22 protein-coding genes, 2 tRNA genes and 1 pseudogene are annotated in these 26,466 nt (G+C 61.9%); 9 read left to right on the forward strand and 16 right to left on the reverse strand.

Going from position 1 to position 26,466, the window contains the following annotated elements:
* The first annotated feature begins 37 nt into the window (after positions 1 to 37).
* From HP546_RS06925 to HP546_RS06960, 8 genes are all read left to right on the forward strand, one after another.
* The gene (locus HP546_RS06925) at positions 38 to 1,426 is read left to right on the forward strand and encodes a polynucleotide adenylyltransferase PcnB (protein ID WP_172221578.1); all 1,389 of its coding nucleotides are present in this window, start codon (positions 38 to 40) and stop codon (positions 1,424 to 1,426) included.
* Entirely contained in the window at positions 1,423 to 1,902 is a 480-nt protein-coding gene (folK, locus tag HP546_RS06930; protein WP_172221581.1) for a 2-amino-4-hydroxy-6-hydroxymethyldihydropteridine diphosphokinase, read from the forward strand. The genes HP546_RS06925 and folK overlap by 4 nt, the downstream gene beginning before the upstream one ends.
* 262 nt (positions 1,903 to 2,164) lie before the next feature.
* Positions 2,165 to 2,965, forward strand: coding sequence for a 3-methyl-2-oxobutanoate hydroxymethyltransferase (gene panB / locus HP546_RS06935; RefSeq protein ID WP_172221584.1), 801 nt, complete (start codon positions 2,165 to 2,167; stop codon positions 2,963 to 2,965).
* Complete coding sequence (panC, locus tag HP546_RS06940) at positions 2,962 to 3,825, forward strand: pantoate--beta-alanine ligase (protein WP_172221587.1); 864 nt, start codon at positions 2,962 to 2,964, stop codon at positions 3,823 to 3,825. The genes panB and panC overlap by 4 nt, the downstream gene beginning before the upstream one ends.
* Before the next feature lie 199 nt (positions 3,826 to 4,024).
* Positions 4,025 to 5,689, forward strand: coding sequence for a glucose-6-phosphate isomerase (pgi, locus tag HP546_RS06945; protein WP_172221590.1), 1,665 nt, complete (start codon positions 4,025 to 4,027; stop codon positions 5,687 to 5,689).
* Positions 5,690 to 5,825: 136 nt separating this feature from the next.
* Positions 5,826 to 7,760 carry an acetate--CoA ligase gene (acs, locus tag HP546_RS06950; protein ID WP_172221593.1) on the forward strand — a complete coding sequence of 645 codons (1,935 nt, stop codon included), beginning with the start codon at positions 5,826 to 5,828 and terminating at the stop codon, positions 7,758 to 7,760.
* Positions 7,761 to 7,802: 42 nt separating this feature from the next.
* Positions 7,803 to 8,672 carry an oxygenase MpaB family protein gene (locus tag HP546_RS06955; protein WP_172221596.1) on the forward strand — a complete coding sequence of 290 codons (870 nt, stop codon included), beginning with the start codon at positions 7,803 to 7,805 and terminating at the stop codon, positions 8,670 to 8,672.
* A gap of 77 nt (positions 8,673 to 8,749) precedes the next feature.
* Positions 8,750 to 11,686 (forward strand): DUF748 domain-containing protein, encoded by a 2,937-nt coding sequence (locus tag HP546_RS06960; protein ID WP_172221599.1) that lies wholly within the window; start codon positions 8,750 to 8,752, stop codon positions 11,684 to 11,686.
* 34 nt (positions 11,687 to 11,720) lie between these two features.
* On the opposite strand, the gene HP546_RS06965 is transcribed toward HP546_RS06960, so the two are convergent.
* Positions 11,721 to 12,134 (reverse strand): VOC family protein, encoded by a 414-nt coding sequence (locus HP546_RS06965; RefSeq protein ID WP_172221602.1) that lies wholly within the window; start codon positions 12,132 to 12,134, stop codon positions 11,721 to 11,723.
* Positions 12,135 to 12,194: 60 nt separating this feature from the next.
* Between HP546_RS06965 and HP546_RS06970 the strand changes: the two genes are divergently transcribed.
* Positions 12,195 to 12,497, forward strand: a complete 303-nt coding sequence (locus HP546_RS06970) for a putative quinol monooxygenase (RefSeq protein WP_172221604.1) — start codon at positions 12,195 to 12,197, stop codon at positions 12,495 to 12,497.
* A gap of 73 nt (positions 12,498 to 12,570) precedes the next feature.
* On the opposite strand, the gene HP546_RS06975 is transcribed toward HP546_RS06970, so the two are convergent.
* From HP546_RS06975 to HP546_RS07045, 15 genes and pseudogenes are all read right to left on the reverse strand, one after another.
* On the reverse strand, positions 12,571 to 12,921 hold the full coding sequence (locus HP546_RS06975; RefSeq protein ID WP_172221607.1) for a BON domain-containing protein: 351 nt from the start codon (positions 12,919 to 12,921) through the stop codon (positions 12,571 to 12,573).
* A 263-nt stretch (positions 12,922 to 13,184) separates the two neighbouring features.
* Positions 13,185 to 15,290 (reverse strand): polyribonucleotide nucleotidyltransferase, encoded by a 2,106-nt coding sequence (gene pnp / locus HP546_RS06980; RefSeq protein WP_043202562.1) that lies wholly within the window; start codon positions 15,288 to 15,290, stop codon positions 13,185 to 13,187.
* Positions 15,291 to 15,541: 251 nt separating this feature from the next.
* Complete coding sequence (gene rpsO, locus HP546_RS06985) at positions 15,542 to 15,811, reverse strand: 30S ribosomal protein S15 (RefSeq protein ID WP_016489163.1); 270 nt, start codon at positions 15,809 to 15,811, stop codon at positions 15,542 to 15,544.
* Between the two features lie 147 nt (positions 15,812 to 15,958).
* Positions 15,959 to 16,876 carry a tRNA pseudouridine(55) synthase TruB gene (gene truB / locus HP546_RS06990; RefSeq protein ID WP_172221610.1) on the reverse strand — a complete coding sequence of 306 codons (918 nt, stop codon included), beginning with the start codon at positions 16,874 to 16,876 and terminating at the stop codon, positions 15,959 to 15,961.
* Positions 16,877 to 16,879: 3 nt separating this feature from the next.
* Positions 16,880 to 17,278, reverse strand: a complete 399-nt coding sequence (rbfA, locus tag HP546_RS06995) for a 30S ribosome-binding factor RbfA (protein WP_172221613.1) — start codon at positions 17,276 to 17,278, stop codon at positions 16,880 to 16,882.
* A 116-nt stretch (positions 17,279 to 17,394) separates the two neighbouring features.
* Positions 17,395 to 19,917, reverse strand: a complete 2,523-nt coding sequence (gene infB, locus HP546_RS07000; RefSeq protein ID WP_172221616.1) for a translation initiation factor IF-2 — start codon at positions 19,915 to 19,917, stop codon at positions 17,395 to 17,397.
* A gap of 27 nt (positions 19,918 to 19,944) precedes the next feature.
* Complete coding sequence (gene nusA, locus HP546_RS07005) at positions 19,945 to 21,426, reverse strand: transcription termination factor NusA (protein WP_016489167.1); 1,482 nt, start codon at positions 21,424 to 21,426, stop codon at positions 19,945 to 19,947.
* 59 nt (positions 21,427 to 21,485) lie between these two features.
* The gene (gene rimP, locus HP546_RS07010) at positions 21,486 to 21,944 is read right to left on the reverse strand and encodes a ribosome maturation factor RimP (protein WP_172221631.1); all 459 of its coding nucleotides are present in this window, start codon (positions 21,942 to 21,944) and stop codon (positions 21,486 to 21,488) included.
* Positions 21,945 to 22,074: 130 nt separating this feature from the next.
* Positions 22,075 to 22,151 (reverse strand) — tRNA-Met (locus tag HP546_RS07015).
* A gap of 100 nt (positions 22,152 to 22,251) precedes the next feature.
* Positions 22,252 to 22,337 (reverse strand) — tRNA-Leu (locus HP546_RS07020).
* A 21-nt stretch (positions 22,338 to 22,358) separates the two neighbouring features.
* The gene (secG, locus tag HP546_RS07025; RefSeq protein WP_172221619.1) at positions 22,359 to 22,757 is read right to left on the reverse strand and encodes a preprotein translocase subunit SecG; all 399 of its coding nucleotides are present in this window, start codon (positions 22,755 to 22,757) and stop codon (positions 22,359 to 22,361) included.
* A 4-nt stretch (positions 22,758 to 22,761) separates the two neighbouring features.
* Positions 22,762 to 23,517 (reverse strand): triose-phosphate isomerase, encoded by a 756-nt coding sequence (tpiA, locus tag HP546_RS07030; RefSeq protein WP_172221622.1) that lies wholly within the window; start codon positions 23,515 to 23,517, stop codon positions 22,762 to 22,764.
* Between the two features lie 65 nt (positions 23,518 to 23,582).
* Complete coding sequence (gene glmM, locus HP546_RS07035) at positions 23,583 to 24,923, reverse strand: phosphoglucosamine mutase (RefSeq protein ID WP_172221625.1); 1,341 nt, start codon at positions 24,921 to 24,923, stop codon at positions 23,583 to 23,585.
* A 16-nt stretch (positions 24,924 to 24,939) separates the two neighbouring features.
* Positions 24,940 to 25,791, reverse strand: a complete 852-nt coding sequence (folP, locus tag HP546_RS07040) for a dihydropteroate synthase (RefSeq protein ID WP_172221628.1) — start codon at positions 25,789 to 25,791, stop codon at positions 24,940 to 24,942.
* A gap of 8 nt (positions 25,792 to 25,799) precedes the next feature.
* Positions 25,800 to 26,466: pseudogene (locus tag HP546_RS07045) on the reverse strand (ATP-dependent metalloprotease); the annotation flags it as partial.

Raw genomic sequence — 26,466 nt, forward strand, 5'->3', positions numbered from 1 at the left:
TATTCTTGGCCGAACATTCCTTCAAACAGTGCATCCCATGCTGAAGAAGCTGTTCCAGTCGTTCCGCCCGCCCGTACCGGGCCAGCACCACAGGCGCACTACGCCTGAGGTGATCAACAAGAGCCAGCACTCGCTGCAGCGCCACCAGTTCAGCCGCCATGCGGTAAACATCGTGGAGCGCCTGCAAAGCGCCGGCTATCAGGCTTACCTGGTCGGTGGCTGTGTCCGCGACCTGATGCTGGGCATCACGCCGAAAGATTTCGACGTGGCTACCAGCGCCACCCCCGAACAGGTCCGTGCCGAGTTCCGCAATGCGCGCATCATCGGTCGCCGCTTCAAGCTGGTTCACGTCCATTTCGGCCGTGACATCATCGAAGTCGCCACCTTCCGCGCCCACCATTCGGAGGACGACGAGGGCGACAGCCACCGTTCGTCGCACAATGCCAGTGGCCGCATCCTGCGTGACAACGTGTACGGCACCCTGGAAGAAGACGCGCAACGCCGCGACTTCACCATCAACGCCCTCTACTACGACCCGGTCAGCGAGCGCATTCTCGATTACGCCAACGGTGTGCACGACGTGCGCAATCGCCTGCTGCGCCTGATCGGTGACCCTACTCACCGCTACCAGGAAGACCCGGTGCGCATGCTGCGCGCAGTGCGTTTCGCGGCCAAGCTGGACTTCGGCATCGAGAAGCACACGTTCAAGCCTATCCGCGAACTGGCCCCGATGCTGCGCGAAATTCCGCCAGCGCGCCTGTTCGAAGAGTGCCTCAAGCTGTTCCTTTCCGGCCAGGGGGCCATGGCCTTCGAAATGCTGGTCGACCTGGACCTGTTCGAGCCGCTGTTCCCGGCCAGTGCACACGCCCTGGAAGAGCGCCCTACCTACACCCACACGCTGATCAGCCAGGCACTGCAGAATACCGACCTGCGTGTGAAGCAGGGCAAACCGGTAACGCCAGCGTTCCTGTTCGCCGCGCTGCTGTGGCCAGCCCTGCCGGCCCGTGTGCTGCACCTGCAGAACCAGGGTGTGCCGCCGATCCCGGCCATGAACGGTGCAGCCCACGACCTGATCGCCGAACAGTGCGCACGCATCGCCATCCCCAAGCGCTTCACCTTGCCGATCCGCGAAATCTGGGACATGCAGGAGCGCCTGCCACGTCGCAGCGGCAAACGCGCCGACATGCTGCTGGACAACCCTCGCTTCCGCGCCGGTTACGACTTCCTGCTACTGCGTGAAAGCGCCGGCGAGGAAACCGACGATCTCGGCCAGTGGTGGACCGACTACCAGGATGCCAACGACAGCGAACGCCGCGAGATGATTCGCGAGCTGGGCAGCCGTGACGAAGGCACCGGTGCCGGCCCGCGCAAACGCAAGCGCAGCGGCAGCAAACGCAAGCGCAGCGGCGACGAGGCGTTCGAGTGACTACCCGCGCCTATATCGGCCTGGGCAGCAACCTGGACGCACCTGCCGAGCAGCTGCGCAGCGCCTTGCAGGCGCTTGACCAGGTTGACGGCACGCGCCTGGTGGCGGCTTCGGCCCTGTATACCAGTGACTCGCTGTTGCCGGGCCAGCCGCGCTACACCAACGCTGTCGCCGCCCTGGATACCAGCCTGGCGCCATTGGCCCTGCTCGATGCGCTGCAGGCCATCGAAAACGCCCAGGGCCGGGTGCGCAAGGAGCGCTGGGGCCCGCGCACGCTGGACCTCGACGTGCTGCTGTTCGGCGACCAGGTGCTCGACGAGCCACGCCTGAAAGTGCCGCATTACCACATGCACGCCCGCCCTTTCGTGCTGTACCCGCTGGCCGAACTGGTGCCGGAGGATTTTTGCCTGGCCGATGGCCGTGCCCTTGCGCAATTGCTTGACGACTGCCCGTTGGTCGGCCTGGAACGCCTGTAAACCGGGCACTCCAGGCATCCGGTCTGGCACGGTAACGCCAGTAACACCCTGATCGTAACAATGCGGTAACAGGGTGATTGACTTCCCCCACCTCGCTCACGACTATAGGCGTCCCGTGTGGCACCAATGTGCCGCATACCCGTATTTAGGCCCGGACGGACCTGTACCCGAACATCACACGCGATGATGTGCCGCTCCGGAAGATGACTACACGCGTTGATTGCAGTCGTTTTTTACAGCGCCTGAACGAGGAATTTCCTACATGCCCGAAGTAACCCTGACCACCCTCAATGGCCTCAAGGCCAAGGGTGAAAAAATCACCATGCTGACCTGCTACGACGCGACCTTCGCCAAGGCCGCCAGCCAGGCCGGTGTCGAAGTGTTGCTGGTGGGCGACTCGCTGGGGATGGTCCTGCAGGGCCACGACAGCACCTTGCCAGTCACCACGGTGGACATGGCCTACCACACCGCCAGCGTCAAACGCGGCAACGACGGCGCGCTGATCCTCGCCGACCTGCCGTTCATGGCGCACGCCACTGCCGAACTGGCCTTTGCCAACAGCGCGACGCTGATGCAGGCTGGCGCCCATATGGTCAAGATCGAAGGCGCTGCGTGGCTGGCCGAAACCATTCGCCTGCTGGCCGAGCGTGGTGTGCCGGTGTGCGCGCACATGGGCCTCACCCCGCAAACCGTCAACGTGCTGGGCGGCTACAAGGTACAAGGTCGCCAGGAAGCCCAGGCGCGGCAAATGCGCGCCGACGCCATCGCCCTGGAACAAGCAGGCGCGGCGATGCTGCTGCTTGAATGCGTGCCCAGCGAACTGGCGGCAGAAATTACCAATGCCGTGGGCATCCCGGTGATCGGCATTGGCGCCGGTAGCGCCACAGATGGCCAGGTGCTGGTGCTGCACGACATGCTTGGCCTGTCGCTGAGCGGCCGGGTACCCAAGTTCGTGAAGAACTTCATGCAAGGCCAGCCGGATATCCACAGCGCCCTCGTCGCCTACGTCGAGGCGGTCAAGCAGGTCAGCTTCCCAGGTAGCGAACACGGGTTCAGCGCATGAATACAGTCAAGACCGTCCGCGAACTGCGCGCAGCGGTAGCCCGCGCCCGCGGTGAAGGCAAGCGCATCGGCTTCGTGCCGACAATGGGCAACCTGCACAGCGGCCACGCTGCGCTGGTGACCAAGGCCGCGCAGCGCGCCGATTTCGTGGTCGCCAGCATCTTCGTCAACCCTTTGCAATTTGGCGCCAACGAAGACCTCGACACCTACCCGCGCACCCTGGCCGCGGATCAGGAGCGCCTGCTGCAGGCAGGCTGCAACCTGCTGTTTGCGCCGACCGTGGAAGAGATGTACCCCGACGGCATGAGCGTGCAAACCCGGGTCAGTGTGCCCCACCTTTCCCAAGGCCTGTGCGGTGCCAGCCGGCCGGGGCATTTCGAAGGCGTGGCCACCGTGGTCAGCAAGCTGTTCAACATGGTCCAGCCAGACCTTGCGGTGTTCGGCGAAAAGGATTTCCAGCAGCTGGCGGTGATCCGCGCCATGGTCCGCGACTTGAACATGCCGATCCAGATCATCGGCGAGCCTACCGTGCGGGCAGAAGATGGCCTGGCGCTTTCGTCGCGCAATGGCTACCTCACACCGGAGCAGCGTATGGCAGCACCAGCACTGTATCGCACCCTGCAGCAGATCGCGGCAGGCATCGTTCGGGGCCAACGAGACTTTGCCGCGCTGGTTGCGCAAGGCCAGGCACAGCTGAGCGCTGCCGGGTTCCGTTCCGACTACCTGGAAGTACGCCATGCACTGACCTTGCGTCCGGCGGCTATAGATGACCGGGACCTGGTGGTAATTGCTGCGGCGTACCTGGGTAACACACGATTGATCGACAACCTGTACCTGCATCTGGAAGAAAAGACCGCTTGACGGCCTGGGGCTGCTTCGCAGCCCATTCGCAGCACAAGGCTGCTCCTACAGGAGATCGCGTTCGTAGGAGCAGCCCCTCCAAAATCCCCCAGCGCTACCCATTCCCAGCGCCAACCCTTTGCCTATAATGATGCCAGCCTGAACCCGGCAATGAGTGCCTTGTCCAAGGCATCACCACGCACCAAGGGAACCCCGCGCAATGGCGTATTACCGTACACCCCACGATGTGACGGCCCTGCCCGCCTGGCAGGCGCTTCAGCAACACCGCGACGCCATGCAAGGCTTCACCATGCGCGAAGCCTTCGCCGCCGATGCCCAACGCTTCGACCAGTTCTCCCTGAGCTGCTGCGGCCTGTTCCTCGATTACTCGAAAAACCTCATCACCGAACAAAGCCGCGACCTGCTGGTAAACCTGGCCAACGAGGTGGGCCTGCAGGACGCCATCAAGGCGATGTTCAGCGGCGAAATCATCAACGCCTCCGAAGGCCGCCCGGTACTGCACACCGCCCTGCGCAGGCCCGTGGGTGACAAGCTCAGCGTCAACGGCGTGAACGTGATGCCGGAAGTGCACAAGGTGCTGAACCAGATCACCGAACTGGTCGGCCGCATTCACGACGGCCTGTGGCGTGGCTACAGCGAAAAACCCATCACCGACGTGGTCAACATCGGCATTGGCGGCTCGTTCCTTGGCCCCGAGCTGGTATCCGAGGCGCTGCTGCCCTACGCCCAGCGCGGCGTGCGCTGCCACTACCTGGCGAACATCGACGGCAGCGAGTTCCACGAACTGTCGGCCAACCTGCGCGCCGAAACCACCCTGTTCATCGTCTCGTCAAAGTCGTTCAACACCCTCGAGACCCTGAAAAACGCCATGGCCGCACGCACCTGGTACCTGGCCCAGGGCGGCTCGGAAGCCGAGCTGTACCGCCACTTCATCGCCGTTTCCAGCAACAAGGCCGCCGCCGTGGCCTTTGGTATCCGCGAGGAGAACATCTTCCCGATGTGGGACTGGGTGGGCGGGCGCTACTCGCTGTGGTCGGCCATCGGCTTGCCGATTGCCCTGGCCATCGGCACGGCCAACTTCAAAGAGCTGCTGTCGGGTGCGCACACCATGGACCAGCACTTCCAGACCGCGCCGTTCGACAAGAACATGCCGGTGCTGCTGGCCCTGCTGGGCGTGTGGTATGGCAACTTCTGGGGCGCGAACAGCCACGCGATCCTGCCGTACGACCACTACCTGCGCAACATCACCAAGCACTTGCAGCAGCTGGACATGGAGTCCAACGGCAAGAGCGTGCTGCAGGACGGGAGCCCGGTGAAGACTGACACCGGCCCGGTTATCTGGGGCGGCGTCGGCTGTAACGGCCAGCATGCCTACCACCAGTTGCTGCACCAGGGTACCCAGCTGATTCCGGCCGACTTCATTGTGCCGGTAGTGAGTTTCAACCCGGTGGCCGACCATCACCAGTGGCTGTACGCCAATTGCCTGTCGCAGAGCCAGGCGCTGATGCAGGGCAAGACCCGCGAAGAAGCCGAAGCCGAACTGCGCGGCAAAGGGCTGAACGAAGCGGACATCGAAAAGCTGGCCCCGCACAAGGTGATCCCGGGCAACCGCCCGAGCAACACCTTGGTGGTCGAGCGCATCAGCCCGCGCCGCCTGGGCGCGCTGGTGGCGATGTACGAGCACAAGGTGTTCGTGCAGAGCGTGATCTGGGGTATCAATGCCTTCGACCAGTGGGGCGTGGAGCTGGGCAAGGAGCTGGGCAAGGGCGTGTACCAGCGCTTGGTCGGCAGCCTTGAAGACAGCGCCGAAGATGGCTCCACCCAAGGCCTGATCAACTACTTCCGCAGCCGTCACCGCGGGTGATCCAAAGCCTGTACCGGCCTCTTTGCGGTTAACCCCGTGAAGAGGCCGGTATGGGTTGAACACCCCTCCCAGCTACACTGTCCTATCGAATAGCCGTTGCAGTCCCTCGCCCCTCACAAGAGCAGGACCACCCGCCATGTTCGATATCCGCAACTATCCCCAGGCGCTGGCCGTCAGCCAGTCCGCCATCCTCACCCTCGACGAATACCACCGCCTGTACCGCCAGTCGGTCGACGACCCCGACACCTTCTGGGCCGAGCAAGCCAAGCGCCTGGACTGGATCAAACCCTGGTCGAGCGTGCAGCAATGTGACCTGCACACTGGCCAGGCGCGCTGGTTCGACGGGGCCCAGCTCAACGTCAGCTACAACTGCATCGACCGCCACCTGGCCCAGCGCGGCGAACAGACCGCCCTGCTGTGGGAAGGCGACGACCCCAACGACTCCAAGGCCATTACTTACCGCGAGCTGCATCGCCAGGTCTGCCGCCTGGCCAACGCCCTGAAAGCACGCGGGGTTAAAAAAGGCGACCGGGTATGCATCTACATGCCCATGATCCCCGAAGCCGCCTTCGCCATGCTCGCTTGCACCCGCATCGGCGCCATCCACTCGGTGGTGTTCGGCGGTTTCTCCCCTGACGCCCTGCGTGACCGCATCCTCGATGCAGACTGCCGCACAGTGATCACCGCAGATGAAGGCGTGCGCGGCGGCAAGCGCGTCCCGCTGAAACAGAACGTCGACCAGGCCCTGGCCAGTTGCCCTGCTGTCAGCAGCGTATTCGTGGTGCGCCGCACCGGTGGTGAAGTTGCCTGGGCCGAAGGCCGCGACCTCTGGTATGACCAGGCGACGGCAAACGCCGGCGATGACTGCGAGCCAGAGCCGATGGAGGCTGAAGACCCACTGTTCATTCTTTATACCTCCGGCAGCACCGGCAAACCCAAAGGCGTCCTGCACACCACCGGCGGCTACCTGCTGCAGGCGACGATGACCTTCAAGGTGGTGTTCGATTACCGCGAAGGCGAAGTGTTCTGGTGCACGGCCGACGTCGGCTGGGTCACCGGCCACAGCTACATCGTCTATGGCCCGCTGGCCAATGGCGCAATCTCGCTGATGTTCGAAGGCGTACCCAACTACCCGGATACCTCGCGGTTCTGGCAGGTCGTGGACAAGCACCAGGTGAACATCTTCTATACCGCCCCGACTGCGCTGCGGGCGCTGATGCGCGAAGGTTCCGGGCCGCTGCAAAGTACCTCGCGCAAAAGCCTGCGCTTGCTGGGCAGTGTTGGCGAACCGATCAACCCCGAAGCCTGGGAGTGGTACTTCGAGGAAGTCGGGCAGCAGCGTTGCCCCATCGTCGATACCTGGTGGCAGACCGAAACCGGCGGCATCATGCTTACGCCATTGCCAGGTACGCAGACGCTGAAGCCCGGCTGCGCCACACAGCCGATGTTTGGCGTGCAGCCGGTTCTTCTGGACGAAAAAGGCCAGCTGATCGAAGGCCCCGGCGCAGGCCTGCTGGCAATCAAGGCCAGCTGGCCCGGGCAGATCCGTAGCGTCTATGGCGACCACCAGCGCATGGTCGATACCTACTTCAAGCCGATGCCCGGCTATTACTTCACCGGTGACGGGGCCCGCCGCGATGCCGATGGCGACTATTGGATCACTGGACGGGTCGACGATGTGATCAACGTTTCCGGTCACCGGATAGGCACTGCTGAAGTCGAAAGCGCGCTGGTGCTGCATGACAGCGTCGCCGAAGCAGCGGTGGTCGGTTACCCCCACGACCTCAAGGGCCAGGGCGTGTACGCCTTCGTCACACCGATGAACGGAGTAACCCCCGACGACGGGCTCAAGGCCGAACTGCTAGCCCTGGTCAGCAAGGAAATCGGCAGTTTCGCCAAGCCCGAGCTGATCCAGTGGGCGCCGGCGTTACCCAAGACACGCTCAGGCAAGATCATGCGGCGTATACTGCGCAAAATCGCCTGCAACGAGCTGGACAACCTGGGCGATACCTCGACCCTGGCCGACCCCAGCGTGGTGCAGGGCCTGATCGACAAACGCCTCAACCAGTAACCGGCGGCCGCAGTCCCTGGCCGCCCTGCACGACAGGTCGCCATGGAAGCCCTCCGCCGCCGCATCGAAACCCAGGTCATGAGCCTCACCGGGCTGGCCCTAGGCCAGCTCGACCTGGAATCGCCCAAGGGCGACCCAGGCCTGTTCGGCCCGCACAGCATCAGCTGGCGCGTGCACGGGGACTTCCCGAGCATGCTGGTCGGCGGCATCAGCGCGCTGATGCTGCAGTTGCTGCATCCGCTGGCCCTGGCTGGCGTGTGGGACCACTCCAATTTCCGTCAGGACTTGCTCGGCCGGCTGCGCCGTACCAGCCAGTTCATCTCCGGCACCACCTTCGGCGCCACTGGCGATGCCGAATGGCTGATCGACAAGGTGCGCACGATTCACCTCCAGGTCACCGGCACCGCGCCGGATGGCCGTCCCTATGCAGCCAGCGACCCAGATTTGCTCACCTGGGTGCATGTGGCGGAGGTCAGCAGCTTTCTCGCTGCCCACCTGCGTTACCGCAACCCGCACCTTTCGCGTGCCGAGCAGGATGCCTATTACAACGAAATTGCATTGATCGCCGAGCGCCTTGGCGCCCGTGACGTGCCGCGTTCGTGCCAGCAGGTCGAAGATTACCTGCAACGCATGCGCCCGCAGCTGCACTGCGATGCGCGCAGCCACGAGGTAATGCAGATTCTGCTTGATGCCCCTGCCCCCAGCCGCCTGGCGCAACCGGTGGGCAAGCTGATGCTGCACGCCGGCATCGACCTGCTGCCGGGCTGGGGCCAGGCGATGCTCGGCCTGCAGCACGGCCCCTTGCAGCGGCGCCTGATCCGCCTGGGCCTGCAACGCACCGCGCCAGTGCTGCGCTGGGCCATGCGCGACGGCTCGGCGCATCGGGCCAAGCGGCGCATGGGTATCGAATGACACCAGCTACCGTCCCAGCGGAACTGATTTAACCTGCCATACTCCAAGCACTCCTGCTTAGACAGACGAAGCGACACATGTACAAAGGATTGACTCGCGCCGCTGGCGCAATCGTGGCCCTCGTAGCCCTCTACAGCCTGCTCGGCTTTCTCATTCTTCCTGGTGTCGCGCTGCGTATTGCCAATCAGCAGTTGGCCCAGTACGCGACCGTGCCGGCGCATCTCGAACGCATCGAGTTCAACCCCTTCAGCCTCGAGCTGACGCTGTGGGGCCTGCAGCTCGGCGAGCCAGGCAAGGAACAGGTCGCCTTCGAGCGCCTGTACGCCAACCTCTCGCTCGACAGCCTGTGGACCCGCGCCCTGCACCTGGAAGCGGTCGAACTCGACAAACCCCGCACCGAAGTGCTGTTCGCCAAGGACGGGGCCCTGAACCTGACAGGGCTGTTCAAGCTGCCGGCCAACCAAGCCAAAGCTGACGAGCCGCCCAGCGACCCGTTTCCGCTGCGCATCGGCAGCATCAAGCTCAGTGAGGGTTACCTGCACTTCGCCGACCAGCGCCCGAGCGAGCCGATCGAGTTCCTGTACGACAACATGAACCTGGAGCTGAAAAACCTCAGCACCTTGCCCGACGACAATGCCGACATGACCCTCGTAGCCAACGGCCCTAACGGCGGTCGCATTGACTGGAACGGCACCTTGAGCCTGTCGCCGATCGCCTCCGAGGGCACCTTGAAGGTCACCGACGCCAAGATGAAGGCGTTCTGGCCCTACGTGCGCGATGCCGTGCCGCTGGTGCTGGAAGAAGGCATTGTCAGCCTCGATACGCATTACAAGCTCAACCTCGCCAAACAGACCGAGTTGCTGCTGGACAATGCCTCCGTGCGCATTGCGCCGTTCGCCATCAAGGCACCGGATGGCCGCCCGCTGGCCCGCCTGGCCAGCCTGGAGGTCCGCGAGACCTCCGTCGACCTGGTCAAGCAGCGGGTGACCGTGGGCAAGATCCGCAGCGAAAAACTCGAAACCTGGGCCGCGCTGGAAAAAGACGGCCAGCTCGACTGGCAGAAGCTGTTTGCCAGCCAGCCGGCCAAGGCCACGCCGAAGGAAAAGGCCGAGCCGGCTGCCGCCGAGCCCACGCCTGAACAGAAAGCTGCCAAAGAGCCCAGCAAACCTTGGCAGGTGCTGCTCAAGGACGTACAGCTGCGTAACTACATGGTGCACCTGGCCGACCGTTCGCAAAAAGAGCCGGTTGCCCTCGACGTCGGCCCGCTCAACGCGGACCTGCAAGGTTTCGACAGTCTCAACCAGTCGCCCTTCACCCTCAAGCTCGACAGCGGCGTAGGTAAACAGGGCAAGCTGCAGGCAGCCGGCCAGGTCAACCTGGCACCGGTATGGGCCAAGCTGGATGTCAGCACCCGCGACATCGACCTGCGGGTAGCCCAGCCCTACATCAGTCCGTTCATTCTGCTGGAACTGCGCAGCGGCATGCTCGCCAGCGACCTCAAGGTCGACCTGAAGAACACCGCCCCGCTTGCCTTCACTGTCACCGGCAAGGCACAGGTCAACCAGCTGCATACCCTCGACACCATCAAGAGCCGCGACTTCGTCAAATGGCAGCAGGTCAATGTCGACGGCCTGGCCTATGTACACGGCGATGCGCTGTCGATCGACAAGGTGACCCTGCTGCAGCCTTATGCGCGCTTCATCATCAATGAAGACCGCACCACCAACGTCAATGACCTGCTGATCCCGCAGCCGGCAGGCGCCCCGGCGAGCAGTCAGGCCAAGCCGGCTGCTGCTGGCAGCAGCAAGCCATTGGGCATCCACATTGGCCAGATAGACATCAACGACGGTTCGGCCAACTTCGCCGATCTGTCACTCACACCCAACTTCGCCACGGCCGTGCAGCAGCTCAACGGCCAGATCGGCACCATCGACAACCGCAAGGCAGTACCGGCCAAGGTCGACATCAAGGGCAAGGTCGACCGCTATGCACCCGTGACCATCAAGGGTGCCCTGAACCCGTTCAACCCGCTGGCCAGCCTGGACATCGCCACCAGCTTCAAGCGCGTCGAGCTGACCACGCTGACGCCCTACTCCGGCAAGTTCGCAGGCTTCCGCATCCGCAAGGGGCGGCTCAACCTCGACCTGCACTACCTGATCACCAACGGCCAGCTCAAGGCCGAGAACAAGGTGGTGGTAGAGCAGCTGCAACTGGGCGAGAAGGTCGACAGCCCGGACGCGGTCGACCTGCCGATCCGCCTGGCCGTGGCGCTGCTGAAGGATACCGAGGGCAAGATCTCGATCGAACTGCCGGTAACCGGTGACCTCAACAACCCGCAGTTCAGCGTGATGCCGATTGTCTGGCAAACTTTGCGCAACCTGGTGCTGCGCGCGGCGCAGGCGCCGTTCAAGTTCATTGGCGGGCTGATTACCGGCGGTGGCTCGGAAGACCTCGGCAGCGTGGCGTTCGCCCCGGGCTCCAGCGAGCTCGGCGGCGACGCCCAGGCGTCCCTCGACAAGCTGGCGGCGGCGCTGAAGGAGCGCCCGGCGCTGCGCCTGGAAATCGAAGGCACCAGCGCACAGGCCAGCGATGGCCCGCTGATCGCCGAGCAGCGGCTGGAGCGTGAATATCAGGCTACCTGGTACAAGATCCTGCAGCGCCGGGGCGACAAGGTGCCGGCCAATGCCTCGCTGCTGGTGGTCGACGACAGCGACAAGCCGGCAATGCTCGAAGGCATCTACCGCACCCGCCTGAAGCAGCAACCGCCGGCTGACTGGGAACAACTGGGCCGTGACGAGCGTACGGCCAAGCTGCGCGAAGCGGTGATCAAGTCCTGGGCCGAAAGTACCGCGCTGCTACGCACCCTTGGCCAGGAGCGGGCCAGCAGCATCAAGGATTACCTGGTGGACAAAGGCAAGCTGGAAGATGACCGGGTGTATTTCATCGATACCAGCCTGGGGCAGCCTGAAAGCGATGGGCGGGTGGTAACGCCGATGCATCTGGATGCCGAGTAATCAGCAAGCCTGTGGCAGCGGCTGAATCCAGGCTTCAGACCAGCCGCTGCCCGGACACCGCCGGATGATACAGCGGCTGTACCTTGTTCCCCGCCGGGTCCAGCAGGTGGAAGCTGCGCGCCCCGTCACCATGGTTGAACGGCCGATCCAGCAAGGTCACGCCCAGGGCCTTGAAGTACGCATACCAGGCCTCCAGCTCCTCCACGCTATCCACGATGAAACCATAGTGGTCCAGGGTCTGCAGCCCATTGGCTGCCCCTGCCCCACGCCCCAGCGACAGGTTGTCGTTACCGCAGGTGAGGTACACCAGGTCCTCGTTGGCGCGGTTGAGCACTTCCATTCCCAGCACATCGACGTAGAAACGCTCACACTCCTCAAGGTTGGGGACCAGCAGGGCAATATGGCGCAGGCCATTCAGGCGACCGGGGCGTGCAGGCAATTCGGACATCAGCGAAGCTCCATTTTTGTATACAATTCATTCCTGAATTTAAAACATAAGGAGCGACTTGTGTATAGCCTGTTTATCAAGACCCGTATAAAGCCAGGTTGCGTCGAGGATTTTCTGACCGCGATCAAGGTCAATGCCGCTGCCTCTGTCGCCACCGAGCCTGGATGCCTGGTGTTCGACGTGTCGCAGGATCGCGTCGACCCGCAGGTCATCTACCTGTACGAAATCTACCGCGATGATGCGGCCTATGAGGCGCATACCCAGACCGCGCATTACCGGGATAGCCGCCCGCTGGTGGAGCCGCTCATCGTCAGCCAGGAGTGCATCGAGAGCGACGTCGTAGCGCGCAACCCGGTGTACTGAAAACGAAGAAGGGGCCGCAATGCGGCCCCTTCCAGGGATGGTGGCCAAATCCATTTGGCCGTCGGGACAATCCTTATTCGGACTTCAGGCCATCAGCCGATACGGCTTGTACGCCTTTGATCTTCTTGGTGATGGCAACTGCCATCTCTTTCTGGGCCTCAGTCACTTTCATGTCGGACGACAGCGACACGACACCTTTATTCGTTTCCACTTTGATGTCGCTGCCAGGCACACCTTTCTCGGTCATCAGGTCGGCTTTGACCTTGGTGGTGATCCAAGTGTCAGAGGTCGCTTCCTTGGCTTGGGTCACCTCACCGGCGGCCAGCGTCATCGGGGCCTGGGTGGTTTGCTGGGCGAATGCCGCGTTAGCCATGGTCAGGGTCAGAGCGGTGGCAGTAGCAGCAGCAATGGCGAACTTCTTCATGTGTGTCACTCCTGTTTTTCGAAAGGTCTGCGCCGTATGTCCTGGCGGCAGGTATGAAGGTAGTTGCATGGGCTGTGCCAGCTTTTACTCTTTGATTATTTACTTATAAATCAATGAGTTAGCTGATCGCCGAGGTTCAAGGTGTCGTGCATTTTGCAACCTGCGCGGTAAACCTGCATGCAAGATGCAAGTCCGCAAAAGGTTCCCTGTCGCGCATAAAAAAAGGGCTCCGAAGAGCCCTTTTCCTGTTGCCTGGCAGTCGCTTAGACGCCCGATGCCTTGGCAGCGGCGACGTCCTTGATCGACAGCTTGATACGGCCGCGGTTGTCCACGTCCAGTACCAGTACTTCAACTTCCTGGCCTTCTTTCAGGATGTCGGTCACTTTCTCGACGCGAGCATCGCTCAGCATGGAGATGTGCACCAGGCCATCTTTACCCGGCAGGATGTTGACGAAGGCGCCGAAGTCGACAATGCGCTCGACCTTGCCGACGTAGATCTTGCCGATCTCGGCCTCGGCGGTGATACCCAGGATGCGCTGCTTGGCAGCCTCCGCCGCTTCCTTGGTTTCGCCGAAGATCTTGATCGAGCCGTCGTCTTCGATATCGATCGAAGCCTTGGTCTCTTCACAGATGGCGCGAATGGTGGCGCCGCCTTTGCCGATGACGTCACGGATCTTGTCGGTGTCGATCTTCATCGCGATCATGGTCGGGGCGTTGGCCGACAACTCGGTACGCGACTGGCCAATGATCTGGTTCATCTGGCCGAGGATGTTCAGGCGCGCTTCCAGGGCTTGGCCCAGGGCGATTTCCATGATCTCTTCGGTGATGCCGTTGATCTTGATGTCCATCTGCAGCGCAGTAACACCTTTGGCGGTACCGGCAACTTTGAAGTCCATGTCGCCCAGGTGGTCTTCGTCACCCAGGATGTCGGTGAGGACTGCGAACTTCTCGCCTTCCTTGACCAGGCCCATGGCGATACCGGCAACCGGTGCCTTCATCGGCACGCCCGCATCCATCAGCGCCAGGGAAGCACCACAGACCGAAGCCATGGAGCTGGAACCGTTGGATTCGGTGATTTCCGACACCACACGGATGGTGTACGGGAACACGTCGGCCGCAGGCAGCATGGCCTGTACCGAACGGCGAGCCAGGCGGCCGTGACCGATTTCGCGACGGCCAGCACCGCCCATGCGGCCACACTCACCTACCGAGAACGGCGGGAAGTTGTAGTGCAGCATGAAGGGGTCTTTCTTCTCGCCTTCGAGGGTGTCCAGCAGCTGGGCATCACGCGCAGTACCCAGGGTCGCGACGACCAGGGCCTGGGTTTCGCCACGGGTGAACAGCGCCGAACCGTGGGTTTTCGGCAGAACGCCGACTTCGATGTTCAGAGGGCGAACGGTCTTGGTGTCGCGGCCGTCGATACGTGGCTTGCCGTTGACGATGTTTTCGCGAACGGTGCGGTATTCGATTTCGCCGAAGATTTCTTTCACTTCGGAAGCCGAAGGCTGGCCTTCTTCACCCGAGAACTTGGCGATGGCCTGATCACGCAGCTCGCCCAGGCGCGCATAGCGGTCAGCCTTGACGGTGATGGTGTAGCCCTGCGAAACGCCTTCGCCGAACTCGGCGCGGATGGCGTTGAACAGTTCGGTGTTGGCGACGGCAGGCTTCCAGTCCCAGGTAGGCTTGGCAGCTTCTGCAGCCAGCTCCTTGACGGCCTGGATAACAGCCTGGAATTCGTCGTGGGCGAACAGTACGGCGCCCAGCATCTGGTCTTCGGTCAGCTCTTGAGCTTCCGACTCAACCATCAGCACAGCGTCGGAAGTACCGGCAACGACCATGTCCAGGCTCGAGGCAGCCAGTTGCTCGTAGGTCGGGTTCAGCAGGTAGCCGGTGCTCTCGTGGAAAGCAACACGGGCGGCGCCGATCGGGCCTTCGAACGGAATACCGGAGATGGCCAGCGCAGCCGAGGTACCGATCATCGCAGCGATGTCCGGGTCGGTCTTCTTGCTGGTGGAAACCACGGTGCAGACAACCTGCACTTCGTTCATGAAGCCTTCTGGGAACAGCGGACGGATCGGACGGTCGATCAGGCGCGAGGTCAGCGTCTCTTTCTCGGAAGGACGGCCTTCACGCTTGAAGAAGCCACCCGGGATCTTGCCGGCGGCGTAGGTCTTTTCCTGGTAGTGAACCGACAGCGGGAAGAAACCCTTGCCTGGATCAGCCTGTTTGGCGCCTACCACAGTCACCAGCACGGTGACGTCGTTGTCGACGGTAACCAGCACGGCGCCGGTTGCCTGACGGGCGATACGGCCCGTTTCGAGAGTAACGGTCGATTGACCGAACTGGAAAGTCTTGATTACCGGGTTCACGGTTTCCTACCTTTTTTCAGTGGCTCTGGGGGAACTGGTTTCTTGCGAATTCTTGGGCAGAACGGGGAATCGGCCCCATTGACCGTCCAGATACAACACGAGGCCGGGAGCCTGGCTGCCGAGCGGTAGAACCGCTCGACATCACCAGGCTGCCAGCCTCGCAGATACGCATGGCGTGCTCAAAGACAACGCTGCAAGGCAACGTTGCCAATGCATGAGACACGCCATGCACACCACTGACCAGGCCGCTATTAGCGACGCAGGCCCAGGCGACCGATCAGGGCGCTGTAACGAGTGGTGTCTTTGCCCTTCAGGTAGTCCAGCAGCTTACGACGCTGGTTAACCATGCGGATCAGGCCACGACGCGAGTGGTGGTCTTTACCGTTGGCCTTGAAGTGGCCTTGCAGTTTGTTGATGTTCGCGGTCAGCAGAGCAACCTGAACTTCCGGGCTACCAGTGTCGCCAGCAGCTTGCTGGTAGTCGGTAACGATTTGAGCTTTTTCTTCAACGCTGAGGGCCATGAGGCAACTCCAATTACACGGATCCCGCAAGCGGGGTCCAATAGGCCAGGGACGAACCCTGTATTAATAAATGAGGTGTGACCGTGCCTACTGACAGCCATCCTCGGTTCCGCCCGGACCGGCTCGAGCCGCCCCGGGTGGTATCGGTCATTCCGACCGAATCAGTCGACGCGGCGCAATGCGCCCGTCTTCGCTCACTTCACCGATACCGATGAAGCGTGCGTTGTGATCCTGTACCCGGACCATGCCGAATTGTGGCGCGTCCGGTGCGCGTACCGCCTGGCCATGCAGCCAGTAGAACGCACTGTGCTCGGACAGGCTGACCATTGGCCAATCCTGCAACCCGCTGTCCGATGGCATGAGGAAGCGATCAAGCGCTTCGTTGCCGCCGTCGGCATGGGCCTGCTCGAGTTCTTCGAGGGTGACGGTTTGCGCCAGCGCGAAGGGCCCGGCCTGGGTCCTGCGCAGCTCGGCTACATAGGCGCCGCAGCCAAGAGCCTCGCCAATATCCTCCACCAGGGTGCGGATATAGGTGCCTTTGCTGCATCCTACGGTCAACCGTGCACGGGTGCCTTCGCACTCGAGCAACTCCAGCCGGTTAATAGTAACAGAACGCGCCTCGCGCTCCACTACCTCTCCTGCACGTGCCAGCTTGTACAGCGGCTGGCCGTCGCGCTTGAGCGCCGAGTACATCGGCGGTATCTGGCTGATCGGGCCGCGAAAACGTGGCAGCAGCGCTTCGATGTCGGCGCGACCAACGGTCACGTCGCGGGTCTGCAGCACTTCACCTTCGGCATCGCCGGTGTTGGTAGTCTGGCCCATCTGCATGACGGTTTCGTAGCCCTTGTCGGAATCGAGCAAGTACTGCGAAAACTTGGTCGCTTCGCCGAAGCACAGCGGCAGCACACCGGTTGCCAGCGGGTCGAGGCTACCGGTGTGGCCGGCCTTTTCCGCGTTCAGCAGCCAGCGCACTTTTTGCAGCGCGGCGTTGGAGGTGAAGCCCAGCGGCTTGTCCAGCAGGATGATGCCGCTGACGTTGCGGCGGATACGTTTGACCTGGGCCACCGCTTACTCCTTGGTGTCCGGCTCGTCGGTACCTTGGTGCAGGCGGTCTTCGGCCACTGCACGCTCGATCAGCGCCGACAGGTGCACGCCACGGCTGACACTTTCATCGAAGTGGAAGTGCAGCTGCGGCACGCTGCGCAGTTGCATCGAGCGGCCCAGGTGCAGGCGCAGGAAGCTGGCAGCGCTGTTCAGTGCCTTCAGCGACTGCTGCACGGCGTCCGGGGTTTCCTCGCCCATGACGGTGATGAACACCTTGGCATGGCCCAGGTCACGGCTGACGTCCACGGCAGTGATGGTCACCAGGCCGACACGTGGGTCCTTGACTTCGCGACGGATCAGCTCGGCCAGCTCGCGCTGCATCTGATCGCCAATACGTTGGGTACGGCTATATTCTTTGGCCATTCTTGCTACCTGTAACTTAAAGCGGCAAACGCCCGGTCAAGCTGATGCCTGACCGGGCGCTACCTGTAAAGGTGCCGCCAACCGCCGTAGGGCGGGGTTTGGCGGCAAGCTCGCCCTTAAAGGGTACGAGCCACCTGGACTTTCTCGAAGACTTCGATCTTGTCGCCGACCTTGACGTCGTTGTAGCTCTTGACGCCAATACCGCACTCCATGCCATTACGCACTTCGGCAGCATCGTCCTTGAAGCGACGCAGCGATTCCAGCTCGCCTTCGAAGATCACAACGTCCTCGCGCAGTACGCGGATCGGACGGTTGCGGTACACGGTACCCTCGATGACCATACAGCCAGCGATGGCGCCGAACTTCGGCGAACGGAACACGTCACGCACTTCCGCGACACCCAGGATGTTCTCGCGAACATCGCTGCCCAGCATGCCGGTCAGGGCCTTCTTGACGTCTTCGATGATGTCGTAGATCACGTTGTAGTAACGCATATCCAGACCTTCCTGCTCGACGATCTTGCGCGCGCCGGCATCGGCACGCACGTTGAAGCCGAACAGTACTGCATTCGAAGCCAGCGCCAGGTTGGCGTCGCTCTCGGTGATACCACCAACGCCACCACCGATCACGCGCACCTGGACTTCATCGTTGCCCAGGCTGCCGAGCGAGCCGTTCAACGCTTCCAGGGAACCACGTACATCGGTCTTGAGGACGATGTTGAGGGTCTTCTTCTCTTCCTGACCCATGGTCTCGAAGATGTTTTCCAGCTTGCCGGCGTGAGCACGGGCCAGCTTGACCTCGCGGTATTTGCCTTGACGGAACAGGGCAACTTCACGGGCTTTCTTCTCGTCGGCAACCACGGACAGCTCGTCACCGGCTTCCGGGGTACCGTCCAGGCCGAGAATCTCGACCGGGATCGACGGGCCGGCTTCCTTCACAGGTTTGCCGTTCTCGTCGAGCATGGCACGTACGCGGCCATAGTTGGAGCCGCACAGGACCATGTCGCCCTGACGCAGGGTACCGTCCTGAACCAGGATGGTAGCCACCGGGCCACGGCCCTTGTCCAGGCGCGATTCGACGACGACACCACGACCAGGAGCGGTCGGAGTGGCGGTCAGCTCAAGCACTTCGGCCTGCAGCAGGACGGCTTCAAGCAGCTCGTCGACACCGGTACCCATCTTCGCCGAAACCTTGACGAACGGCGTGTCACCACCCCATTCCTCGGAGGTCACGCCTTCAACCGACAGTTCGTTACGGATGCGATCGAGGTCGGCACCCGGCTTGTCGATCTTGTTCACTGCTACAACCAGTGGGACGCCAGCTGCCTTGGCATGCTGTACGGCTTCACGGGTCTGCGGCATCACGCCGTCGTCCGCCGCCACCACCAGGATGACGATGTCGGTAGCCTTGGCACCACGGGCACGCATCTGGGTAAACGCAGCGTGACCTGGGGTATCGAGGAAGGTGACCATGCCGCGGTCGGTTTCCACGTGGTAGGCACCGATGTGCTGGGTGATACCACCGGCTTCGCCAGCGGCAACCTTGGCACGACGGATGTAGTCGAGCAGCGAGGTCTTGCCGTGGTCAACGTGACCCATGACGGTAACGACCGGGGCGCGCGACTCGGTCTGGCCTTCGAACTTCAGCGATTCGGCCAGGGAATCTTCCAGGGCGGTATCGCTGACCAGGGTGACCTTGTGACCCAGCTCTTCTGCGATCAGCTGAGCGGTTTCCTGGTCGAGCACCTGGTTGATGGTGACCGGAGTACCCATCTTGAACATGAACTTGACCACTTCGGCGCCCTTGACGGACATCTGGTTGGCCAGTTCGGAGACCGTGATGGTCTCGCCGATGGTCACGTCACGAATGACCGGACCAGTCGGGTTCTGGAAGCCGTGCTGGTTGCGCTTCTTCAGCTTGCCCTTGCCACCACGACCACGACGAGCGCCATCGCTCTCTTCGTCGGTGGTGCGCGGAGCGGCACGTGGAGTCGGCGCTTTTTCCTTCTCCTTGACCTTGACCTTGATCGACACACGCGGAGCCTCGCCGCGACGACGGTCGTCATCGCGAGTACGGCTTTCGTTGCGACGGGTCTCGTCCTTCTTGCGCTCGGCAGCACGGGCTGCAGCGTCTTCGGACGCCGGTGCGTCAGCGACTACCGGGGCCGGAGCCGCGGCTGCAGCTGGCTTGGCGGCGGCTGCCGGGGCAGCAGCAGGGGCTTCTGCTGCCTGACGGCGAGCCTGCTCTTCGTTGCGCTGGCGAACGTCGGCGTCAACCTTGTCGCGAGCGGCGTTTTCAGCCGCGCGGCGCTCGTCCTGCTCTCGCTTCTGCTCAGCCTGGATTTCTTCCGGGCTGCGCTGCACGAATACTTTCTTCTTGCGTACTTCTACGCTGATGCTCTTGCTACCGGCGACACGCAGGGTGCTGGTGGTTTTGCGCTGCAAGGTAATCTTGCGCGGCTCTTCCGCCTTGCTCTTGTGGCTGCTCTTCAAATGAGTCAGCAGGGTCTGCTTCTCATTGTCGGTCACTACCTGACCGGCGTCGGTGTGCGGCAGACCTGCCTCACGCATCTGCTGCAGCAGGCGCTCTACCGGTGCCTCGACCTCTTGGGCCAGTTCTTTCACCGTGACTTGCGTCATGCACTTCTCTCCTCAGGCCGCGCCTAATTACTCGAACCAATGGGCTCGGGCGGCCATGATCAACTTGCCGGCACGCTCTTCGTCGATGCCGTCGATGTCGAGCAGATCGTCGATCGACTGCTCGGCCAGGTCTTCGCGGTTAACCACGCCGCGCACCGCCAGTTCAGCCGCCAGGTCCTTGTCCATGCCCTCAAGGGAGAGCAGGTCTTCGGCCGGGTGGGCGTCTGCCAGTTTTTCTTCGGTAGCGATGGCCTTGGTCAACAAACGGTCCTTGGCTCGAGCGCGGAGCTCATTGACGATATCTTCGTCAAAGCCATCGATGTTGAGCATTTCTTCCAACGGTACGTAGGCAATTTCTTCGAGGCTGGTGAAGCCTTCGTCGACCAGCACTTGGGCCAGCTCCTCGTCGACTTCCAGTTCATCAATGAAATTGCGCAGGATGTCACCGGTTTCGGCCTGCTGCTTGGCCTGGATGTCCTTCTCGGTCATCACGTTCAGGGTCCAGCCAGTCAACTGACTGGCCAGGCGAACGTTCTGACCGCCACGGCCAATGGCCTGGGCCAGGTTGTCTTCGGCGACGGCGATGTCCATGGCATGGGCATCTTCATCAACGATGATCGCCGCGACTTCAGCCGGCGACATGGCGTTGATGACGAACTGCGCCGGGTTATCGTCCCACAGGACGATATCCACACGCTCACCACCCAGCTCCCCGGATACGGCCTGGACGCGCGAACCACGCATGCCGATACAGGCACCTTGCGGGTCGATGCGCTTGTCCTTGGAGCGGACGGCGATCTTGGCTCGCGATCCCGGATCACGGGAGGCGGCCATGACTTCAATGAGGCCCTCGGCAATTTCCGGCACTTCAATGCGGAAAAGCTCGATCAGCATCTGTGGCGCAGTGCGCGACAGGATCAGCTGTGGACCACGGTTTTCCGTGCGAATTTCCTTGAGCAGTGCACGCAGGCGCACGCCGACCCGGAAGGTTTCACGCGGAATGATATCTTCGCGAGCCAGCAAGGCCTCGGCGTTGTTGCCCAGGTCAACGATGACGTTGTCGCGGGTAACCTTTTTGACGGTACCGGAGATGATCTCGCCTACGCGCTCGCGGTAGGCGTCGACCACCTGGGCGCGCTCGGCCTCGCGGACCTTCTGCACGATGACCTGCTTGGCGGTCTGGGCGGCGATACGACCGAATTCGATGGACTCGATCTTCTCTTCGATCACGTCACCGATCTTGGCTTCCGGGTGAGTGTCCTTGATCTTGTCGAGCCAGGTCTCGATTGCCGGATCATCAAGATCGGCCTCGTCGACCACGGTCCAGCGACGGAAGGTCTCGTAGCTACCGGTGTGGCGGTTGATTTCCACACGCAGGTCGACTTCGTCTTCAAAACGTTTTTTGGTTGCAGTGGCCAGGGCCACTTCCAGCGCTTCGAAAATGACGCCGGGCGGTACACCTTTTTCGTTGGATACCGATTCAACAACCAGCAGTACTTCTTTGCTCATCGTACGCCTCGCCTTGCGCAAGCCATTGGGCCCGGATAGTCCACCGGGCCCGGCACGTCTCAGTCAAAACTGGGAATAATATTGGCCTTGTCGATCGAGTCGATCGGTAACAGGAACTCCTGGTCGTCCACCTGGACCACCACATCCTGATCCTCCACACCGCGGAGAAGGCCCTGGAAGTTACGACGACCCTCGAAGGGTGAGCGCAGCTTGATCTTCACTTGTTCGCCGGCATGCGAGGCAAACTGTTCAAGCGTGAACAGCGGGCGTTCCATGCCAGGAGAAGAAACCTCTAGGGTATATTCAGAGCTGATCGGATCTTCCACATCAAGAACGCTGCTGACCTGGCGACTGACTTCTGCGCAGTCGTCCACCAGAATCCCGCCTTCCTTGTCGATGTAGACACGTAGTACCGAATGCTTGCCCTGGGAGACGAATTCAATCCCCCAGCATTCGAAGCCCAACCCCGTGACCACCGGGGCCAACAAGGCCTGCAACTGTTCTAGCTTGCTCGACACCTGAACCCCCTCGTGCATGCTGTGCAAATAAAAAATGGGCGAAGCGCCCATCCCTGAAAGCGCCGTTGGACAACGACGCCGAAAACTGTTCGGTTAGCAAAAAGCCCCTGAAAAGGGGCTCCGCTGAAGCTGGTTGCGGGGGCTGGATTTGAACCAACGACCTTCGGGTTATGAGCCCGACGAGCTACCAAGCTGCTCCACCCCGCGACAAAGCTGGGGCGAAAGTATAAGACCGAACCCCGTTGAGGGTCAAATCCAAACGATCACCTACAAGAAAGCCCGCTAAAGCGGGCTCTCAAGCTTTAATTGGTACCGAGAAGGGGACTCGAACCCCTACACCCTATGGGCACAACCACCTCAAGGTTGCGTGTCTACCAATTCCACCACCTCGGCAATACTACTACTTGAAACCCGTTACTTCTGCTCTTCTGCCGGAGGAGGTACATCACCAGTATTAGGGGTGACTTCACTCTTCTGCTGTTGGAGCACCGGTACATCATCATTAACTGCCGGCTTTTGCTGCTCTTTCACTTCTAGCACTGCTGGATCTGGAAGACCTGCTTGGCTAAGCTGGTGAGCTTGTTGCTTCGCGAAGTATCCTAACCCAAGTGCTGTCAAAAAGAAAGTGGCAGCGAGTATAGCAGTGAATTTACTTAGGAACGTTGCAGAGCCCTGACTCCCGAACACGGTGTTTGAGGCACCCGCGCCGAAAGATGCACCTGCTTCAGCACCTTTACCCTGTTGCAACAGAACCAGCACTACAAGCGACAGCGCTGCCAACAGATGAAAAACGACGATGACTGTTTCCAGCATTTGTTCAGTTTCCTGCGGCGCGACAAATTGCACCGAATTCGTCTGCGTTCAGGGACGCTCCACCAATGAGCCCCCCATCGATATCCGGCATGCCGAACAGTTCGGCCGCATTGGCCGCCTTCACGCTGCCGCCGTAGAGCAGCTGCACCTTCGCAGCCACTTCAGCATCTTCTGCCGCCAGCTGGCCGCGGATGGCGGCGTGCACATCCTGGGCCTGCTGTGGCGAGGCCGTAAGGCCCGTACCGATGGCCCATACAGGCTCATAGGCAATTACTGCATTGGCAAAAGCCTTAACACCGAAAGCTTCGATGATACTGCTTAGTTGACGCCCGACAACTTCTAGCGTCTTGCCCGCCTCGCGCTCTTCAAGGGTCTCCCCTATGCAAAGCACTGGCTTCAAACCTTTGGCCTGGGCCGCTGCAAACTTGCGATTGAGCACATCGTCGGTTTCGCCAATGATCTGGCGACGCTCCGAGTGACCCACCAACACCAACTTGCAACCTGCTTCAGCCAGCTGCTCCGGAGCAACTTCCCCGGTCAGCGCACCCTGTTCGGGTTGTACAGCAGAATTCTGTGCGCCGACAGTAATTTCTTTGCCTGCCAGGCCATCGATCACTTGATTGATGAACAAGGCGGGTGGAAATACCGCGACTTCCACTTCGCTCGGCAAGGCAAGATTGCTCAAGCCTTCGGTCAGCTCAGCGACGCTAGCGCGGGTACCGTGCATCTTCCAGTTACCAGCTACCATAGGGCGACGCATGCTTTACCTCGTCGGTCAAAGTGGGCGCAGATCTTACCCAACCAGATCTGCGCTGGCAAGCGCCTTCAGACACAAACTTCGCCGACCAGTTTGGCCAACGCTTCGGCGTGCGTGCGCACCTGGCTTTCGTCTTCGCCCTCGACCATGACCCGCACCAACGGCTCGGTCCCGGACTTGCGCAGCAGCACACGGCCACGACCGGCCAACGCTTCGGTCACCTTGGCACTGGCTTCCTTGACCGCCGGGTGCTCCAGCGGGTCGACCTTGCTCGCCCCAAAGCGCACGTTGATCAGTACCTGCGGGCACTTGCGCAGGGCCTGGCGGGCCTGTGCGAGGCTTTCACCACGACGCTTGAGCGCCATCAGAACCTGCAGCGCGGCAATGATCGCGTCACCGGTGGTGGTGTGGTTGCAGCACACCACGTGGCCGGAGTTTTCACCACCGACCAGCCACTCACGTTCCAGCAGCTCGGCCATCACGTACCGGTCGCCGACCTTGGCCCGCACGAACGGGATATCCAGGTCCTTCAGTGCAAGCTCCAGGCCCAGGTTGCTCATGAGCGTACCGACCACTCCGCCCTGCAGCTTGCCACGGCTGTGCAAGTCGCGAGCGATGATGAACAGCAGCTCGTCACCGTCGATGATCGCGCCAGTGTGGTCGACCATCAGCACGCGGTCGCCGTCGCCGTCGAAGGCGATACCGAGGTCGGCATGCCCCACCAGCACGGCCGCCTGCAGCGACTCGATATGGGTCGAGCCGCAGCCTTCGTTGATGTTCAGGCCGTCCGGCTGGGCGTGCAGCACGGTCACGTCGGCACCCAGCTCGCGGAATACGCTTGGCGCGACCTTGTAGGTGGCGCCGTGGGCGCAATCGACCACCAGCTTGAGGCCTTCGAAACTGGTGCTGCTCGGCACGCTGCTCTTGCAGAATTCGATGTAGCGGCCGGCGGCGTCATTGATGCGCGAAACCTTGCCCAGCTTACCCGACTCGACAACGGTCATCGGCTGGTCGAGCAGCTCCTCGATCATCAGCTCGACTTCGTCCGGCAACTTGGTGCCCTGGCCCGAGAAGAACTTGATGCCGTTGTCATCATGCGGATTGTGCGAGGCACTGATGACGATACCGGCCTCTGCGTGGAAAGTGCGCGTCAGGTAGGCGATGGCCGGCGTCGGCATCGGTCCGAGCAGCAGCACATCGGCACCTGCTGCAGACAGGCCGGCCTCGAGCGCCGACTCGAACATGTAGCCGGAGATCCGCGTGTCCTTGCCCACCAGCACCCGGCAGTGGCCCGCCTTGCGGAAGGCCATGCCGGCCGCCCAGCCGAGCTTCAGCATGAAGTCCGGCGTGATCGGGTATACGCCGACGCGGCCACGAATGCCGTCGGTACCAAAATATTTTCTGCTCATAGGGACTCCAATGTTCTTATTCGGCGTTTTGCACCGCAGCAATCATGCGCACTACATCGACAGTTTCGGCCACGTCATGGACACGCAGGATGCTTGCCCCCTTGGTCACGGCCAACGCCGCCAGCGCCAGGCTGCCGTACAACCGCTCGCCGACCGGACGTTCCAGCGTCAGGCCGATCATGCTCTTGCGCGAAACGCCCACCAGCAGTGGGCGCCCAAGGCAATAGAGCGCTTCCATGTGCTTGAACAGGCTCAGGTTGTGCGCCAGTGTCTTGGCGAAACCAAAGCCCGGGTCAAGAATGATTCTGTTCGCGTCGATACCCGCTGCCGCGCAGGCGGCCATACGCTGTTCAAGATAGCGCGTAACGTCGGCGGTCACATCCTGGTAATGCGGGTCATCCTGCATGTTGCCCGGCTCGCCACGCATGTGCATGAGGCACACCGGCAGCCCGGTATCCGCAGCCGCGTCGAGGGCGCCATCGCGCTCCAGCGCACGCACGTCGTTGATCAACCCGGCACCGAGCCGCGCCGACTCACGCATGACCGCGGGCGTGGAAGTATCGACCGATATGACCACGTCGAGGCGGCTGTTGATCGCCTCGACCATCGGCGCCACCCGTTCCAGCTCCTCGGTCACCGACACCGCACGCGCACCAGGGCGCGTGGATTCGCCGCCAATATCGATCAGCGTGGCACCGGCGGCAACCATCGCTTCGGCATGGCGCAAGGCCTCGTCGCGCTGGTTGAAGCGCCCGCCATCGGAGAAGGAATCGGGGGTGATATTGAGAATACCCATGACATGGGTACGTGACAAATCAAGAACCCGGTTGCCGCAAGGCAACCGGGTCGGGTACTGCACTGAGCTCATAGATGCCCTTAGTGTTGAGCTGCCGGGCCGCCGATTGGCGATTCTGGACGATCATCCTGGGCCGCTGGCGTGCCCGAGTTCTTGTCATCGTCCCAGTCACGCGGTTCGCGTGGGGTGCGCCCGGCCATGATGTCGTCAATCTGATCGGCATCGATGGTTTCATACTTCATCAGCGCTTCGGTCATCGCCTCGAGCTTGTCGCGGTTTTCGATGAGCAACTGCTTGGCAGTGGCGTAGCACTGATCGATGATGCTGCGCACCTCGGAGTCGATCAGCTTGGCGGTCTCGCCGGAGACGCTGGCATGCTGGCTGCCGGCGCTACGACCGAGGAACACTTCGCCCTCTTCCTCGGCGTACATCAGCGGGCCGAGCTTCTCGGACAAGCCCCACTTGGTGACCATGTTGCGAGCGATCTGGCTGGCACGCATGATGTCGTTGGACGCACCGGTGGTGACGCCATCGAAGCCCAGGGTCATTTCTTCGGCGATACGGCCACCGTACAGCGAACAGATCTGGCTGATCAGCGCGCGCTTGGACAGGCTGTAGCGGTCCTCTTCCGGCAGGAACATGGTCACACCCAGGGCGCGACCGCGCGGGATGATCGAAACCTTGTAGACCGGGTCGTGCTCAGGCACCAGTCGACCGACAATGGCGTGGCCAGCCTCGTGGTAAGCG

This window comes from Pseudomonas sp. CM25 (assembly GCF_013179705.1).
Taxonomy (GTDB): domain Bacteria; phylum Pseudomonadota; class Gammaproteobacteria; order Pseudomonadales; family Pseudomonadaceae; genus Aquipseudomonas.